This is a genomic window from Chryseobacterium sp. CCNWLW53 (assembly GCF_037083525.1).
GTDB classification, from domain to species: Bacteria; Bacteroidota; Bacteroidia; order Flavobacteriales; family Weeksellaceae; genus Chryseobacterium; species Chryseobacterium lathyri.
In genome coordinates this window covers 125870-142075 of the sequence record NZ_JBAOJR010000003.1, presented here as the reverse complement: position 1 = coordinate 142075, position 16206 = coordinate 125870, and the positions used below count along the sequence as shown (strand labels likewise).

The following is a 16206-nucleotide window of genomic DNA, read 5'->3' as shown; positions in this document are numbered from 1 at the left end:
CTTTGGTCGACGAAAAAAAGCTAGAGAACTTTATCAGACCTATGCTGGCTAAATCGTTTGAAAATGCTTTTGATGATGAAGATTGGGTTTTTGAAATAAAATGGGACGGATACAGAGCAATTGCTGATCTCAGTGATAAATCTCCTCTGTTTTATTCCCGGAACGGAATTTCTTTCTTATCAAAGTTTGAAAAAGTTACAAAAGATTTTGAGCACCAGAAATATCAAATGATTCTCGACGGAGAAATTGTAGCCTATGATGAACATGGAAAACCCAGTTTCCAACTCTTGCAGCAAATTGGCGACAATCCCAACCTTGCTTTAACCTACCAGGTATTTGATCTTCTGTGGCTGAATGGCCATTCTACAGAAGAACTTCCGCTTTTACAGAGGAAAGAGCTTTTAAAAGAAGCTTTAGTTGAAACTGATGTTATCAAATATTGCGATCATATTCCCGAAAAAGGCATTGCTTTTTTCAACCAAATGAAGAAAATGCAGTTAGAAGGAATGATTGCTAAAAAAGCCGCCAGTTTATATACCGAAAATCACAGAACGAATGACTGGCTTAAAATAAAATTCACCAATACAGAGGAAGCCATTATTTGTGGATTTACGGAGCCCAGAGGATCCAGGAAAAGTTTCGGAGCATTGATCCTTGGAAAATACATGGATGGAAAGCTGGTGTATTGCGGACATACGGGAACAGGTTTTAATAAAGAATCCTTAAGCCAGATGCATGAAAGGTTAAAAGAATTGACTGTAAAAACTTCCCCGTTTGAAAAAAAGCCTAGAACAAATATGCCCGTAACCTGGACAAAACCAGAATTGGTCTGTGAAATCAAATTCTCTGAAATTACCAAAGACGGCATTTACCGGCATCCTGTTTTTGTCGCCCTCCGTGAGGATAAAAATCCTGAAGAAATCAGTGATTCAATCAATAAAATAAGTCCAATTCATGAAAATCCTAAAAAAATGAAAGCTAAAGCTGCCCCTAAGAAAAGTACTAAACCTACTGAAAAAGAAAAGGAGATTACTTTAAACAGACATACAGTAAAACTGACTAATCAGGATAAAATTTATTTTCCGAAAGATGGCATTACAAAAGGTGATGTTATAGAATATTACCAATCGGTCGCGGAATATATTCTTCCTTATTTGAAAAACCGCCCATTATCTCTGAACCGTTTTCCGAACGGCATTGAAGAACAGGGCTTTTATCAGAAAGATGCAGGAGACAATATGCCAGACTGGATCAAAACCACGGAAGTCTATTCAGAATCCAATGATAAGTATATTGATTATGTATACTGTAATGATAAAGCTACGTTAGCTTACCTGAATAATTTAGGTTGTATCGATTTAAATCCCTGGAACAGTGCTCTCCCCGACCTTGAACATCCTGATTATCTGGTACTGGATCTGGATCCGTCAAAGAAAAATACATTTGATGATGTCATTAAAACGGCTCTTCAGGTAAACGAGGTTTTAAATTCAATTCAAATCAAAGGATATTGCAAAACTTCGGGAAGCACAGGAATTCACGTTTATATTCCGATGGGCGGAAAATATGATTTTGACCAGGTGAAAGATTTTGCCCATATTTTGATGAAGCAGGTTCATACACTGCTTCCGGAAATTACCACATTAGAAAGGAGCTTACAGAAAAGGGATGACAATAAAATATATCTGGATTATCTGCAAAACAGGACGGGACAGACTTTAGCAAGTGCTTACAGTTTACGTCCCAAGGAAGGAGCTTCTGTTTCGATGCCTTTAGAATGGGATGAAGTGAAGCCTGGTATGAAACCGACAGATTTTACTATTGATAATGCTTTGGATAGAATTAAGGAAAAAGGCGATTTATTTAAACCTGTTTTAGGGAAAGGAATTGATATGATGAAGGCGTTGGAATTGTTGGAGGATGTTGAATAATTTTGATACATTTGAATATAACTAAGACTAATGAAAATCTTAACTTTAATTTTCTTTTTAATATTTTTCACAAGCTGTTCTAACAAAGAAACAGCGAAAGAAACAAATCTACAGCAAGTAAAATATTCATTTGAAAACATATTAGATTATGGTAACAAAGATACCTTATTTATAAAATCTCAATTTGAAGATTGTGGTGAATGGGGTGGACATAATGAACTTATTAAAATTTATCGTTCAGAAAGAAAAATAAAATTAGCTTATATAAAGTACAAAGTTGATAATTGTGGAGAGAGAAATAATATGGGCTCAATTATTCAAAAAAAAGATATCACTGAAAATCTCATTTTATCGCATTCACAACAGCTTGGTTTAATGAATTATATCAATGCTTTAATGAAATCCAGATTTCTTGACAAAGAAATTTCAAATTCCGGAAACTCTTTTGCTTTAAGCAATGTTAAAGGAGATTTAAGATTCTCTTATTATGGAGATCATTCTCTGCCTTTGAATAACTATAACGATTTAATGGCCATATTGAAGTTTCCAAAAGTAGTTATTCAAAATAGATAGTTACGGCAGTTTCGCCACCAAACTTTCCGGCAAGATTTTCAAAATCATATAAATCATCTTCCACTTAAAATTCGGGACAATGGTAAAAGAATTCCCAGCATTGACAATATGTTTCGCCACATAATCCGGCTCCATAATCAAAGATTCATTGAGTTGAAGACCTTCATTGATCTTAGTTCTGATATAACCGATCACCAGGGCATTAACAATAACCTTTCTTGATGCTAATTCCTGTCGTAACCCTGCTAAATATTGGGTGAAAGCAGCTTTTGTACTTCCATACACAAAGTTGCTTTTTCGACCTCTAACTCCGGAAAGTGAAGAAAGCCCAATGATCCTTTCCAAATTTTTATTGCTTTCATCCATAGAAATGATATTCAGAATAGAAACAGCACCTATATAATTCACCTGTATCATCTGTTGGGTACCTTTGAAGTCTCTCAGTGCTTTTTCATTATCAACCAGAAAGCCCGCTGCATAAACTACAATATGAGGTTTTACCGGCAGGTCAACATAGAATTTCTGATGGGAAGCAAAATCTACAGCGTCAAAATAAAGAATGGTAACCGTTGAAGGAACTAAATGATGTTCTGCCACAAATTTTTCCAGCGAGGCAATATCCCGCGAAGCTGCGATCACAGAAAAACCTTTTCCAACATACTGCTTAATACATTGCTTAGCCACATCTGAATTGGCGCCTAAAATGAGAACGGTTTTGCCTGTATTTTGATTCATGGTGCAAAGATATTTATTTGATTTTATGATCATGAATTTTGAATAGAAATACTTTTAAGCAAATTTCACGAATGAGTTCATGGATAACACTTGAGTCGGTTTTCATGTAAAGCTATTCTTAACATGTATAGGATTAACAAATTGATCTGAACGTTAGGTGAAAATCTATACAATCTGTGGATCTGTAGGAGATTTTCAACGCAAAGTTTCAAGATGATGTGTAATAGTTTTGAGGGAAGCAAAGAATGTGGCTACGCCACTGAATAAGCGTATGTTTACTGTGCTGATAACATATATAAAAACTCGGCGCGGTGAACTTCGTTCACCGCGCCGAGCGATATTTTCAAACTAAAAAATTATTTCTTTTCAGTATCGATTTCTTTTTTCTCCGCCGTCTTGTCTGCAGCAGCTTTCGCTTTATCTCCAAAACGTGCTTCAGTAAATTCTCTGGAAACAGCAGCTTTTTCAAATTTCAGTTTTCCGGATAAAGTTTCGATAACGAATCCATCATCCTGAACCTGAGCAATTCTTCCGTGAAGACCTGAAGTAAGGACCACTCTGGTTCCTACTTTTAAAGTTTCCTGAAAGCTTTTCTCCTGCTTCTGTTTTCTCATCTGTGGTCTTATCATTAAGAAATAAAACCCCACAAACATCACCCCCATCATGATCAGCATCATTGATGAAGATCCTTGTGGCTGTGCCTGTAAAAAGATTGTCAACATATTTTATAATTACGGTTGAATGTTCGCTGTGAACGTTAATTTGATAGGAGCCTTATCTACGTTGGCAAATACATCCGCATACTTCTGAACGTTTCCGTCAAAGCTTGAAGAATCAAAATGCAAAGTGATTTTTCCTTTTTTACCAGGAAGAATAGGTTCTTTTGTGAAATCAGGAGCTGTACATCCGCATCCAGGTTTTACTTCAGAGATCACCAAAGGATTTTTTCCTGTATTGGTAATTTCGTAAACGTGCTCTACTTTATCTCCTTTTTTGATTTTCCCAAAATCGAAGTTGTTTTCAGATAGGGCAACTGATGTTAATGGCTGGTTAGAAACCGGAACTGCTTCTGCTGTATTGGCTGCTGCAGGAGCTGCCGCTGAATTGGTAGGAGCTAAATTGGTTGCACCTGCTGTAGAATCTGTAATATTAGCAGCTTCTGCACCGGCTGCAGCTTGCTGGTTTTCTTTTTTACAAGAAACCAAACCAAGGCCTATAATAGACAAGGCGATAATTGATAACGTCTTTTTCATGTTAAATTCTATTTTGATCTTTACAATATTTATCCAAAATTCCGTTAATGAAGATATTGGAACGGTCTGTTGCAAATACCTTTGCAATCTCAATATATTCATTGATAATAACTCTTGAAGGTGTAAAAGGAAAATTATCCAGTTCTGAAATAGCCGTTGACAAAATTACTTTATCCATCAAAGAAACTCTTTCCAGATCCCAGTTTTCCAGTCTTTCGCTTAGTGTTTTCTCATTAGCTTCCCAGTTGTTCAGGGTATCTCTGAGAAGTTTTCCGGCGAAAACTTTATCCTCTTCATCTTTAATCATTTTAATTAAAGTTCTGCTTTCTTCATCTTCTTTCAGGAAACCGATCGTTTTCTGTACCATTGAATTGGCAATATGAATATCATCATACCATGAAAGTTCTTTATCACTAAGGTACTCCTGGAAGTCATCATTCTCAGCAATATATCTTAAAAACAGTTTCCCGATAAACTTCTGATCTTCTTCAAAAGAATATCCTTCTTCTTTCATGAAATCCTGATAACGCTTTCCTGCCGTAATTCTCTGAAAAGTTTTTACCAATATATCATCATGCATATCCCATTTCAACTGCTTGTGCTGACCTGTGAAAAATAATCTCTCAGGATTTTCTTCCAGCTTGATCAGGACCTGGTTATTGATAAATTTTTGGTTAGGGTTAATTTCAGCATCAGTTTTAAGATATTTGTTCTTCCCAATTTCGATCTGGGTTTCTGCCAATTCTTTCAGAGCCACCAAAAAATTAAGCTGATAGATATAGAGATTATAGATTTTCTCTATTCCAGAGAACATGTTTTTCTCTAAAACATCAAATTTTAAAGGATTCTGATAGTATGAATACACTGTTTGTACTACTTTTTCACGGATTTGTCGTCTTCCTAACATTCAAAGAGCTTTTTATGGGTGCAAAGATACAAAAATTAAAATTGATGAAATTCGTAGTGTGTCTACATTTTTGTAAATTTGTAAAACTTTATGAAAGCGCTAAAAACCTTAAACCCTTACTTTTGGAAGCACAAAATATTATTGTTTTGGGGGTTGTTATTTATCATTGCCAGTAATTTCTTCAATATCTATAAAGTCCAATTTGTAGGAAAATCTGTAGATGAGCTTACAAAAGGCGGAAATCTAGGCTTCAATAAGCAGGTTCTGGTGTATGTTGCCATTATTGTCGGCTGCTCGCTTTTGACTGGATTTTTCACCTTCATGATGCGTCAGACGATCATTGTGGCCTCAAGAAGAATTGAATATGAACTGAAAAATAAGATTTACAGACATTATCAGGATCTTTCTCTTACAGATTACAAACAGACTACCATCGGGGATCTTATGAACAGGTTAAGTGAAGACGTTGTTGCGGTAAGAATGTATCTTGGTCCGGGAGTAATGTATGTGGTGAATCTCGTGATTCTTCTTTTAATCACCAGCATTTATATGGTTAAAACGGATGCTTCCATGACCTTATGGACGTTATTGCCGCTTCCTATTTTATCCTATATTATATTTAAGGTAAGCTCGATTATCAATCAGAAGTCGAAGATTATGCAGAAAAGCCAGTCTGCGATTTCCACTTTCGTACAGGATAGCTTTTCAGGAATCCGCGTTGTAAAGTTTTTTGCTAAAGAAAACTACATTAAAAAGAACTACGGAATAAAAGTAACGGACTATCAGAATAAAGCACTCGACCTAGCAAAAACAGAAGCCTATTTCTTTACCATAATTTTATTTGTAATCGGACTGTTGAATGTTGCCGTTATTTTAATTGGTGGACAGAAATATATTGCAGGGCAGTTAAGTGTCGGTAAAATTGCTGATTTTTTTATGTACATCAATATCCTGATCTGGCCATTCTCAATGGTAGGTTGGGTTACTTCCGTCAATCAGAGAGCTGAAGCTTCGATGCAGAGAATTAATGAATTTCTGGATAAAAAATCTGAAGTCATCAATACCAACTTTGAGGACTATCCTATTAAAGGGGATATTGAATTCAGAAATGTTTCTTATGTGTATCCGAATACAGGAATTAAAGCATTAGATAACTTAAGCTTTAAGATTAAAGCCGGAGAATCTCTTGCTATTATGGGTAAAACAGGAAGCGGAAAATCTACCATTGCCCTTCTGCTTTGCCGACTTATTGATCCTACAGAAGGTGAAATCTTAATTGACGGTAAAAACCTGAAGGAGCATAATCTTACCAATTACAGAAACTTTATCGGATATATTCCCCAGGAAAGCTATTTATTCTCTGATTCAATCGAAAACAATATCGGTTTCGCCATTGACCATCCATCCCACGAAAAAGTGGTGGAATATGCCAAAATTGCAGACGTTGATAAAAATATTGTTGGATTTAAAGAACAGTATAAAACACTTGTAGGTGAACGCGGTGTGATGCTTTCAGGAGGACAGAAGCAAAGAATATGTATCGCCAGAGCCTTAATTAAGGACCCAAATATCATTATTTTTGATGATTCTCTGTCTGCTCTGGATACGGAAACCGAGCAGAATATCCTTGAAAATATTGATCAGAAAATCAGCAATGCTACATCCATAATTATCACACACAGAGAGTCTAGCGCTCAGAGAGCAGATAAAATCATCAACCTCACCGAAATTACCAATTCTGTAACTGCTTAGCGGTTTCGTTCTCAATTGTTAAATAAATCATAAAAAAAATTTTGTGATTAAAAGAATTCTTTTATATTTGTTCTTAACAAGATTAAAAAATATCTAACAATGAGTGAATACAAGGAACGCCATGAAAATGAAATTTTCACGAAGGTGTTAAAAGCAGGAAGAAGAACTTATTTCTTTGATGTGCGCGAGACGAAAGCAGGAGATTATTATCTTACGATTACCGAAAGTAAAAAGAATTTCGGAGAGAATGGTGAAGCTACATTCGAGAAACACAAAATTTATCTTTACAAAGAGGATTTTAAAAGTTTCCAGGAGATGTTTAATGAGTCCACAGATTTCATCATTAATGAAAAGGGTGAGGATGTAATATCAGAAAAGCATGACAAAGACTTTAAAAGCAAATCATTCACAATTGATTCTGACGACGAAGTTTAAAAAAAAGAATATTCTAAAAACACAAGCATCTGAAAAAGATGCTTTTTTTATGAAACCATATTTGCATAAAAAACGGGCTAAAGCCCGTTCCTATTAAAGTATGATGAATATTTTACATTTTATTTCGTCATTACGGATTTTCTTACTTTACCAATACTATTTCTTTCAATTCCTGCTTAATGAAAGACTGAGATTTCATTAAACTGAATAGTTCACTTGGGATGTCATTCTGGCAAGGATCTGCTATTTTACTTGGATTAAAATTAGAAGTACTATTAATAACTTTTGCCGCAGAAAACATTACAATCCCTCCATCTTTTCTAAGGGTAACCAGTTCTTCATTTTTTGAAGCAGGATCAAAATTTCCAAAACACATTATATTATCTTTGGTTTGTAATATAGGAAACCTTTCAACATCCACACTAGCCAGGGCATTTCCATTCAATTTATATAATACATACTCTCCATCATAATTCTTATGAACAAAAATCTCATCTACTCCGTTTGCATCGATATCCCCTACAGCCAGTCCTCTCCATTCTGAAGCCGAGCCCCACCCTGTAGATTGGGTTATTTTTGTCATTACACCATTATCATCTATATCATAAACATGTATTCCGTTATATGCTATGTTTGGAGAATTTACAAGTAATACGATCTCATCTTTATCATTATTATCCAGATTACCTGATGCTACTGCTGCAATTTTAGAATCCGCGGGTAGATTAAGAGCATTAGTATGAACTAGCTCAGGAGTGGTCCCATTAAATTTAAAAACAATTACTTCTTTATTTAAATTCTTGACAGCAATAAAATCATCCTTATCTCCGGTAATAAAGTTTCCAGCTGCGGCTCCTACCCAATCAGATTGTACATCCCATCCTATAGATTTTGTCTGTTCAACAATATTATTGTTTTCAATTTTTAAAATATAAGCTCCATTATTGCCGGGATCGGAATGATTACTTAAAGCTATTATCTCACTTTTGCTATCTCCAAAAAAATCTCCGGCTGCTATACCTCTCCAATTGTACTGTCCACTATAATATTTGTCATTTGTAACGGAATGAAATTTTTTACCATAAGGTTCCATAGTTCCTATCATCCCATCATAATTTCTGATGACAACAAATTCATTAGCACTATCTCTATCAAAATTACCGCTCGCAATTCCTCTCCAATCGGAACCAGATCCCCATCCATGTTCCGTATTGACAGGTACAATTAAGTTTTCATAATAAGCCAAATAAGCAACTACTAAAGGAAAATTTTCAGGTGTCAAAGGTGTATAATAATTTTCTGCCGTTTGCATTTCAGCAAGTAACTGATATATTTTTTCATCATATTCAGATAAGCTCGCCCATTGGAAACATGTATAGGTACTTACGTCTTCGCCAACAGGATGTGGATACTTAAGATCCCAGGGTGAATTAGGATAACTCACTCCATTATTTATATACAAAGGAGCCTTATAGATATCTTTCGTTAAGGTATTAGCATAGGCTTGTATATCGGAATCCGTATAAATAAGCGTTCCACCTCTGGAAATATTATATTTGCGGCATTCATGAGGAAAAGATATGGTTAAACCACCGTGAGAAATATCTTCCCGCAAAGTACTTGTTTTCCAATATGTCCAGCTATTGGACCCCAAATTTGTATTAAAAGAGGTATTTGCTTTTATAAAATTGGCTATCTGGTTAAGTTGTGTAAGATAATCCGGATTATCTGTTGCCAAATACATCTGTACCAATACTCTTCCCATTGCACTTTGCATATTAAACGGTAAAATTTCACCAGCGTTATTTATTGGCGGATTATCATTTCGCTCTTTATAATAACCTATACTATTATTTGTATTAGAATTTGGTTCAGTATACCATTGACCCCCATGATAATCAATAGTTTCTTTTACCTTTTGTTTAAGATCGTCAGAAATAGCTTTAAAACTCATATCATTATAACGCCCTCCCCCAATATATTTTAAATGATGAAGAGTAGAGTCATTCTTAACTATTGTGGCAAACTTAGCCATAGGATAAGTTATGTTAGCACTGTGTACCACATGAGCATAAGTTTTTCCATCATTTGGTATTGTGTTATACTCATCAGTTGACCATGCAGCACCAGAAATATGACGGTAATCATAAATTGTATCCAGACCAGGAACCTGATCTCTAAGATCATCTCTTCTGTCAATCACATTTCCGATAGTCCCTATTAAAACATTAGCATATTTCACGTCATGTGTTTTTTCATACATCATTACCAATGCTTCCATATGGGCAGATACTATCCACGAAAATTCTACTTGGTTTGAGCTGGTTGAATTAAGTGGTACTACAGCATATCCCTTACTATCAAACAGGTTTTTGTAATAGGATTGAGCATAAGACTTTATTACAAATAAGAAAGCAAGAACTGTGAAGAATTTTTTCATATTTTATTTTTGTGATTATTTCAAGTGTATTTTCGAACAACTTTAGTTATTAAAACAAGCCGGGTCCAGGAAGCTAAACAATACTTCCGGCAGCTCATTCTTACATGGATCTGATTGTTTAATAGCATTATGAGGAGTTTTGACAACTTTTGCCGCAGAAAACATTACAATACCTCCATCTTTTCTAAGAGTAACCAGTTCATCATTTTGCGAGCTTGAATCAAAGTTTCCAAAACACATTACATTATCTTTGCAATACAGGAAAACTTTCAATACCAATGTTATCTAAAAATTTAACGCCATTTGATTCCTTCAGTTTAAAAACTTTATAATCTCCATCAAAGTTTCTATGAGCGATAATTTCATCAGCTCCATCATCATCCAGATTTCCAACAGCCAATCCTTTCCAATCTGAAGCTGAACCAAAGCCTATAGACTTATCAATCAGTATCATTATCCCATTATCATCAATATCATAAGCATACACACCATTTTGCATATAATCTCCAGCATCAATCAACAATACAATTTCATCTTTTGGGGTCATCATCAAGATTACCAGCAGCAACCGCTTTAATAAATAGCGGGGTAAGGATTGTAAAGAACTTTTTCATGTTAATAGTTTTGATTTGAGATCATTTTAAGAGAATTAATTCTCATAATTTTGGCAAAACAAATATAAAAGTTTCAATCACCAAACCCTGAATTTATTTTCAAAAACTTAAATAGAACCATTTTTGTGTATTGACTTACAAATTATAAGCGCTGGATGAAAAAAACTTTTAGAAAGGATATGAAAAAAGAAGTATCTGTTATTATTGAAACAGACATAAAATAAAAAAGTACACTTGTAAAAAGTGTACTTTCTTTGGGTGAATGAGGGGTCTCGAACCCCCGACCTTCGGAACCACAATCCGACGCTCTAACCAACTGAGCTACAATCACCGTTTTGTGAGTGCAAATATAGGGAAGATTTTTTAACTACCAAACAATTCCATCAAAATTTTTCATCGCAATGAGCTTCTCAGACGTAAATCCCTCAGCATAAGCAACTCCCGATAAGCGTCCCAAATCCTGAGCACGGTAGGTCAGACTTTCAAAAAAATCTTTTGTTGCAATAGGGGTAACCGGTTCATTAGATGTTGGATCATAGAACTGGGTTTTGAAAGCCATACAGGCTTCAATTTTTTTATCCAAATGCTCTGATATGTCAATAACGAACTCCGGTTTAATGTCTTTCCACTGGATATAATGAAAAATATGTTTCGGTCTCCACACTTCCTGATTTTCTCCTTCTAAAACGGTTTCAATTTTTCTAAGTCCGGATAAAAAGCACGCATCTGACACTAATTTCGCTCCTTTTGCATGATCCGGATGTCTGTCATCAATGGCATTAGCCAAGACGATTTCAGGACGGTATTTGCGGATCATTTTTACGATCTCTATCTGATATTCTTCGGAATTCACTAAAAAGCCATCTTTCATCTTTAAATTTTCTCTGGCAGAAACACCAAGTATTCTGGCAGAATCTCCTGCTTCTACTTTTCGGGTTTCATCGGTTCCTCTGGTTCCGAGCTCGCCTCTTGTAAGATCTACAATAACGCATGTTTTACCTTCCGAAATCATTTTGGCAATAGTTCCGCCACATCCCAGCTCTACATCATCAGGATGTGCTCCAAAAGCAAGTATATCTGTTTTCATCTGTTCTTTTTATTTTTTAATTTGTCAGATGGAACGCCCAATAATTTCCCTCACATTTTCGAATTTTTAACCCCGGGCGTTTCATAGTTTCAAAGATAAGATTTAAAATAAAAACTTCCCAAACATTGAGAATGGGAAGTTTTAATATTTATAATTTAAATTTTAAATTACTTATTGATTTCTGCATTTAATTTTACAGCATCCTGGTAAGTAGGATCAAGCTGTAAAGATTTAGCTATATAATCTTTAGCTTTTGCAAGATCAGTATCTTTATTCATATAGGCTACTGCAAAGTAAGCATAGGCTAAAGTCTGCTTGTTGGCTTCCTGATCTGCAGGTTTTACTGTGCTGATAAATTTTTCATATGCAATTTTCGCAGCATCGTTATTTCCTGCCTGCTGATAGGAATACCCCTGGCTGTAATAAGCCGGAGCCCAATCAGGAAGAAGGGTACTCATTTTTTGCCATGTAAGGATTGCACCGTTCCAGTTTTTAGCATCCTGGTAAGCTGTTGCCAACTTAAACAGGGAATCTGAATCCTGTGGGTTAGCAGCCACTTTCTTTTTCAATGCTTCAATTTCCGGTGTAGAAGGTCCTTTTTCTGCTTCAGCCTGAGAAGCTCCTCCTCCGGCAATGTTTGCAAGCTCCATATCCCACTTCATTGTTTCATCCTTAGCTGCTTTAGCAATAGCAATTTTTTGCTGTGCTTCTGTAGTTAAAGCTGATTTTTTAGCCGCATCTTTTTCAGTTTTTGCCAATCCAGCTGCGATAAGTCCCTGAAGGCCCTGGTCAGCCGGCTGTATTCTTGTTTTTTCAGCCTGAGATACGAAAGTATCCATGTTCTGTTTTGCTTCAGCATAATTTCCGTCTGCATAAGACTGATAAGCTCTTAATTTAAATTTGATAGGATCATCAATTTTATCAAAGATTTTATCTAAAACAGTTTTAGAGTTTGCATAATCTTCGTTTGTGAAGTATAGTTTAGCAATTTCTAATTGGGTATATGGATCTTCATCAGCATATTTTGTATAGTTGATAAGGTCTTGTGTTGCTTTTGCATTTTCCTGGTATCTGATATCGTAAGAAGCTAAAGCTTTGTATGCCGGAGCATAAGTCGGATCTACACCGATCGCTTTATCAATGCTTTGCTTAGCTTGCTGCCATTGCTGTGCAGCCATCCATAACGTAGCCATTCTTGTATAAACAGAAGCTTTATTTTTAGCTAAAGGAAGTGCTTTGTCATAAGCCGACATAGCTTCTCCCGGAGCTCTTTTTATTCTGTAAGCATCTCCAAGGGTATAATAATAGTGAGCAGGAACTCCTTTTTTCTCAGCTTTTTCAATAGCCTTTGTCAGGAACTGAATAGCAGCATCAGGAGCGTTATTTTTCTCAAACAAAGTTAAAGCTTCTGCTGCTCTGAATAATACTTCAGCATCTTTCTCTCTGGAATCCGCTACAATTTTCTGAATTTCCGCAATTGCGCTTTTATCTCCTTTACCCAGCTTTACTGTAGCCAAACCGATTTTGTTAAGGTAGCTTTTGCTATCAGCAGCTAAACCTTTGTTAAAGCTTTCAATTGCTTTAGCATAATCAGGTTCTCCCTGTTTTAAGTAAGTATTTCCTAAATAGAAGTAATTTTCTGCTGTAGGTGCTTTGGCAACCATTTCTGTAAAATTGGTTTTAGCCTGCGCATATTTATCACTGTCTATACTGTTAATACCATCCTGCAATGTCTGTGCAGTGGCAAAACCGGAAAAAAATACTACGGCCGCTCCAAAAGCAATTTTCTTTACATTCATAATCATTATATCTTTCATTTTTATATTTTCTATATTTTGAGTTATATGCTCCACAATTTTCAGACCAAAATAATATTTTTACGGTGGGTATAATATTATTTAATATTATTTAACGCATCTGTACCTCTCTTTTGTATATATTATAGGGCTGCAGACCTTCTTTTTCTACAATCATTTGGCCAAGCTGTGTGCAAGAATATCTGATAAATCCGTTAGCTATATTAAAGTTACCTTCGTTTGTTAAAAAATAAAGAACACGTGTAAAAGGATATTTCATTTCACGAAGACCTGCATTATCAGCAGTATACAGTTTTCCTTTATCCTCTATGGGAAGAATTTTCACCATATCTCTCAGCTTCTCAGAAGTCTTATCATAAGGACGGCTGAAAGTGTTTAACCCTATAACTCCAATTTTATCCGGATATTTCCCTAATTCTTCTACAATATTCTGATTTCCCGGAATAATAGAAAATTTAAGGTCTTTGGGCTGTTTATTCAGTTTTTGGGCAACGAAGTTCAGATTACTTGAATTGGTTCCGTCAAAAATAAAATTTTTAGCATCAGATTCTAATCCACTCTTGATTTCATCCATTGAAATACTTTGTTTCGGCGAATCTTTAGGAACAATAAATACCACTGCATCTGCAGCGAATCTGGCAGGAAGAAACTTCAAATCAACCTGCTCTTCATAAGCTTTTTTCTCTTCGGGAGTCAGATCTCTTGACATGACAGTTATTCTTGCTTTATCTTTCAACAGATCAAGAAAAGCCAAATCTTCTTTTTGGGTTACTATTTTGATATGGGTTTCCGGATAATTGATCATATATCCGTCTGCCAACGCTTCGGTAACACTTTTGAAAGACTCATCCGTAAGTATGGTAAGATCTCCTTTATGATAAGAGGGGGATTTATCTTCTTTTTTACAGCCTACCGCAATGATGCTCATCATAGAAAGCAACACAATTTTTAAACTATTCTTCATTTCCGGAATCTTTAATTCTTGTAACTGCTCTATAGATTCTAAATATTCCATAAAGAATAAGCACTGCACCCATCGCGTAGGCAATGGCAGGCTCCAAAATCGTGAAGAAAAACTTGTAGATAATAACTACAATTCCCAATACGATATAAAATAATCCTGTAACTAAGGATAACCAATTGAACATCATGTAACAAAAATACCAAAAAAAATAAAAAGAGAAGCATATGCTTCTCTTTTTATTTATAAGTTGAATAAATAAGTATTATTCAAAGTTCATAGTAAATGGTACGCTATAGTAAGATCTTACGCTCTCCCCGTTTCTTTTCGCAGGAGTCCATTTTTTAAGTTTCTTAACTACACGAATTGCTTCATTGTTGAAGTCGCTATTTGGAGATTTCTCTTCAATAGTAACTGCTGAAACTGTTCCGTCTTTTTCTACAACGAACTTAAGCTTAGCTTTAAGTGTACCTTCACCTCCTTCCATTAAAGAAGTATCAAAATTTTCCCCAAGGAATTTTCTTAATGCACCCATACCTCCAGGATATTCTGCAGACTGGTCTACATCTTTGTAGATCTCATTAGGATTATTTGTTTTTACTTCCGCTGTAGTGGCTTTAGTACCAGTAGATGGCGGTGGTGGCGGTGGTGTATAAGCCGGAGCTTTTACCCCTTCCTGATTATTTAAACCAGTCGTCGTTTCTAACTGCTTAGAAATTGGTGGCGGTGGTGTTTCAATCTTCGGAGCTTTTACAGGCTCAGGAACTACGTTCTGAATCACCTCAATTTTTTCCTCTTCTTTTGGAGGAGGTGGTGGAGGTGGTTCTTCTTCTTTTGGTTGCTCAATGATCGGGTCTTCTTCAATAATGTTTACTAAATCCGCCTTCACTTCTTGCTTAGGCGGCGCAGTAAGTCTCTTAATGGTAAGATAAATAAAAGGAGACAAAGCCGCAACCAGGAATAATGCCGTTCCGACAATAAAAGATTTTGTCAGAAGTCTTGGATACTGATGTCTCAGATCATAGGCACCATATTCCTTGTTTCTATTTTCAAATACAATCTCATCTAAAGTAAGATTCTGATTGTATACATTTTCATCTGCCATAGATATACAATTTTATGGTTAAATTACTTTGTAGCTGGTGCAGCCGCAGCTCCATTATTCCCAACTCTCTTATCATAAATAGCTTTTTCCCAAGGCTTCACATCGGTTACCCCGTACTGCTCACTTTTGGTAATGGCCATTTCGTCAAGAATATCTACAAAGTTCTTATATACAGCATCGTCAGTCGGCTTGATAATAACAGTAAATTTTGTTTTATCTGCTGCCCCTGCTTTTGCTTTCTCAATTATTTTTCTAATCCCTTCTCTATCGTAAGTAGTTTCGTTAAGATTCTGATCAGTTAAAGATGTAGGATCCTGCTGATGCCAGAAAATCTTATTGTCTTTACCCAATAATAAAGAAATTGAGTTAGAAAGTTTAATTTCTGTTGGAGGTGGTTTCGGCTGATCCTCTTTAGGTTTTGCCGGAAGTCCCAAATCCATTACATTTGGTTTACTAAATGTGGTTGTGAACATAAAGAAGGTTATCAATAGAAACCCCAAGTCCACCATAGGAGTCATATCGACTCTGGTATTCTGCTTCTTGGAACGTACCTTGCCGCCTTTGCCGCCTTTTTCCTGTACTTGTACTTCTGCCAT

17 protein-coding genes and 1 tRNA gene are annotated in these 16206 nt (G+C 35.7%); 4 read left to right on the top strand and 14 right to left on the bottom strand.

All coding sequences use genetic code 11. The features are described 5' to 3' along the window. Positions 1 to 41: 41 nt before the first annotated feature. Both ligD and V6R96_RS09670 read left to right on the top strand, forming a co-directional pair. Positions 42 to 1931 carry a DNA ligase D gene (ligD, locus tag V6R96_RS09675; RefSeq protein WP_336379062.1) on the top strand — a complete coding sequence of 630 codons (1890 nt, stop codon included), beginning with the start codon at positions 42 to 44 and terminating at the stop codon, positions 1929 to 1931. A 30-nt stretch (positions 1932 to 1961) separates the two neighbouring features. Further along, on the top strand, positions 1962 to 2504 hold the full coding sequence (locus V6R96_RS09670; protein ID WP_111955486.1) for a hypothetical protein: 543 nt from the start codon (positions 1962 to 1964) through the stop codon (positions 2502 to 2504). Here V6R96_RS09670 and V6R96_RS09665 read toward each other — a convergent pair whose 3' ends face one another. From V6R96_RS09665 to V6R96_RS09650, 4 genes are all read right to left on the bottom strand, one after another. Beyond that, positions 2505 to 3239 (bottom strand): SDR family NAD(P)-dependent oxidoreductase, encoded by a 735-nt coding sequence (locus V6R96_RS09665; protein WP_336379063.1) that lies wholly within the window; start codon positions 3237 to 3239, stop codon positions 2505 to 2507. It abuts the gene before it with no gap. Between the two features lie 356 nt (positions 3240 to 3595). After that, on the bottom strand, positions 3596 to 3961 hold the full coding sequence (yajC, locus tag V6R96_RS09660) for a preprotein translocase subunit YajC (protein WP_111955490.1): 366 nt from the start codon (positions 3959 to 3961) through the stop codon (positions 3596 to 3598). Between the two features lie 9 nt (positions 3962 to 3970). Continuing rightward, complete coding sequence (locus tag V6R96_RS09655; protein ID WP_336379064.1) at positions 3971 to 4492, bottom strand: DUF1573 domain-containing protein; 522 nt, start codon at positions 4490 to 4492, stop codon at positions 3971 to 3973. A 1-nt stretch (position 4493) separates the two neighbouring features. Then, positions 4494 to 5399, bottom strand: coding sequence for a transcription antitermination protein NusB (locus V6R96_RS09650; RefSeq protein WP_111955492.1), 906 nt, complete (start codon positions 5397 to 5399; stop codon positions 4494 to 4496). 90 nt (positions 5400 to 5489) lie between these two features. On the opposite strand from V6R96_RS09650, the gene V6R96_RS09645 reads away from it, so the two are divergent. Both V6R96_RS09645 and V6R96_RS09640 read left to right on the top strand, forming a co-directional pair. Next, positions 5490 to 7151 (top strand): ABC transporter ATP-binding protein, encoded by a 1662-nt coding sequence (locus V6R96_RS09645; protein WP_111955494.1) that lies wholly within the window; start codon positions 5490 to 5492, stop codon positions 7149 to 7151. 99 nt (positions 7152 to 7250) lie between these two features. After that, a complete protein-coding gene (locus V6R96_RS09640) occupies positions 7251 to 7586 on the top strand; it encodes a DUF3276 family protein (RefSeq protein ID WP_034701927.1) in 336 nt (111 codons plus the stop codon). A 142-nt stretch (positions 7587 to 7728) separates the two neighbouring features. Here the strand turns inward: V6R96_RS09640 and V6R96_RS09635 are convergent, their stop codons facing one another. The 10 genes from V6R96_RS09635 to V6R96_RS09590 all read right to left on the bottom strand — a co-directional run bounded on the left by V6R96_RS09635 (position 7729) and on the right by V6R96_RS09590 (position 16206). Beyond that, entirely contained in the window at positions 7729 to 10026 is a 2298-nt protein-coding gene (locus tag V6R96_RS09635) for a hypothetical protein (RefSeq protein ID WP_336379065.1), read from the bottom strand. Between the two features lie 42 nt (positions 10027 to 10068). Further along, positions 10069 to 10266 (bottom strand): hypothetical protein, encoded by a 198-nt coding sequence (locus V6R96_RS09630; protein WP_111955498.1) that lies wholly within the window; start codon positions 10264 to 10266, stop codon positions 10069 to 10071. Between the two features lie 4 nt (positions 10267 to 10270). Continuing rightward, a complete protein-coding gene (locus tag V6R96_RS09625) occupies positions 10271 to 10576 on the bottom strand; it encodes a hypothetical protein (RefSeq protein ID WP_336379066.1) in 306 nt (101 codons plus the stop codon). Between the two features lie 320 nt (positions 10577 to 10896). Next, a tRNA-His gene (locus V6R96_RS09620) sits at positions 10897 to 10972 on the bottom strand. Positions 10973 to 11007: 35 nt separating this feature from the next. Next, the gene (gene bshB1, locus V6R96_RS09615) at positions 11008 to 11727 is read right to left on the bottom strand and encodes a bacillithiol biosynthesis deacetylase BshB1 (RefSeq protein WP_111955502.1); all 720 of its coding nucleotides are present in this window, start codon (positions 11725 to 11727) and stop codon (positions 11008 to 11010) included. A gap of 167 nt (positions 11728 to 11894) precedes the next feature. Further along, positions 11895 to 13544, bottom strand: coding sequence for a tetratricopeptide repeat protein (locus V6R96_RS09610; protein ID WP_111955504.1), 1650 nt, complete (start codon positions 13542 to 13544; stop codon positions 11895 to 11897). A 91-nt stretch (positions 13545 to 13635) separates the two neighbouring features. Further along, complete coding sequence (locus V6R96_RS09605; RefSeq protein WP_336379067.1) at positions 13636 to 14508, bottom strand: substrate-binding domain-containing protein; 873 nt, start codon at positions 14506 to 14508, stop codon at positions 13636 to 13638. Then, positions 14498 to 14695, bottom strand: a complete 198-nt coding sequence (locus V6R96_RS09600; protein WP_111955508.1) for a DUF308 domain-containing protein — start codon at positions 14693 to 14695, stop codon at positions 14498 to 14500. Before V6R96_RS09600 ends, V6R96_RS09605 begins: the two co-directional genes overlap by 11 nt. Positions 14696 to 14770: 75 nt before the next feature. Further along, the gene (locus V6R96_RS09595; RefSeq protein WP_336379068.1) at positions 14771 to 15610 is read right to left on the bottom strand and encodes a TonB family protein; all 840 of its coding nucleotides are present in this window, start codon (positions 15608 to 15610) and stop codon (positions 14771 to 14773) included. Between the two features lie 23 nt (positions 15611 to 15633). Continuing rightward, positions 15634 to 16206 (bottom strand): biopolymer transporter ExbD, encoded by a 573-nt coding sequence (locus tag V6R96_RS09590; protein ID WP_223560361.1) that lies wholly within the window; start codon positions 16204 to 16206, stop codon positions 15634 to 15636.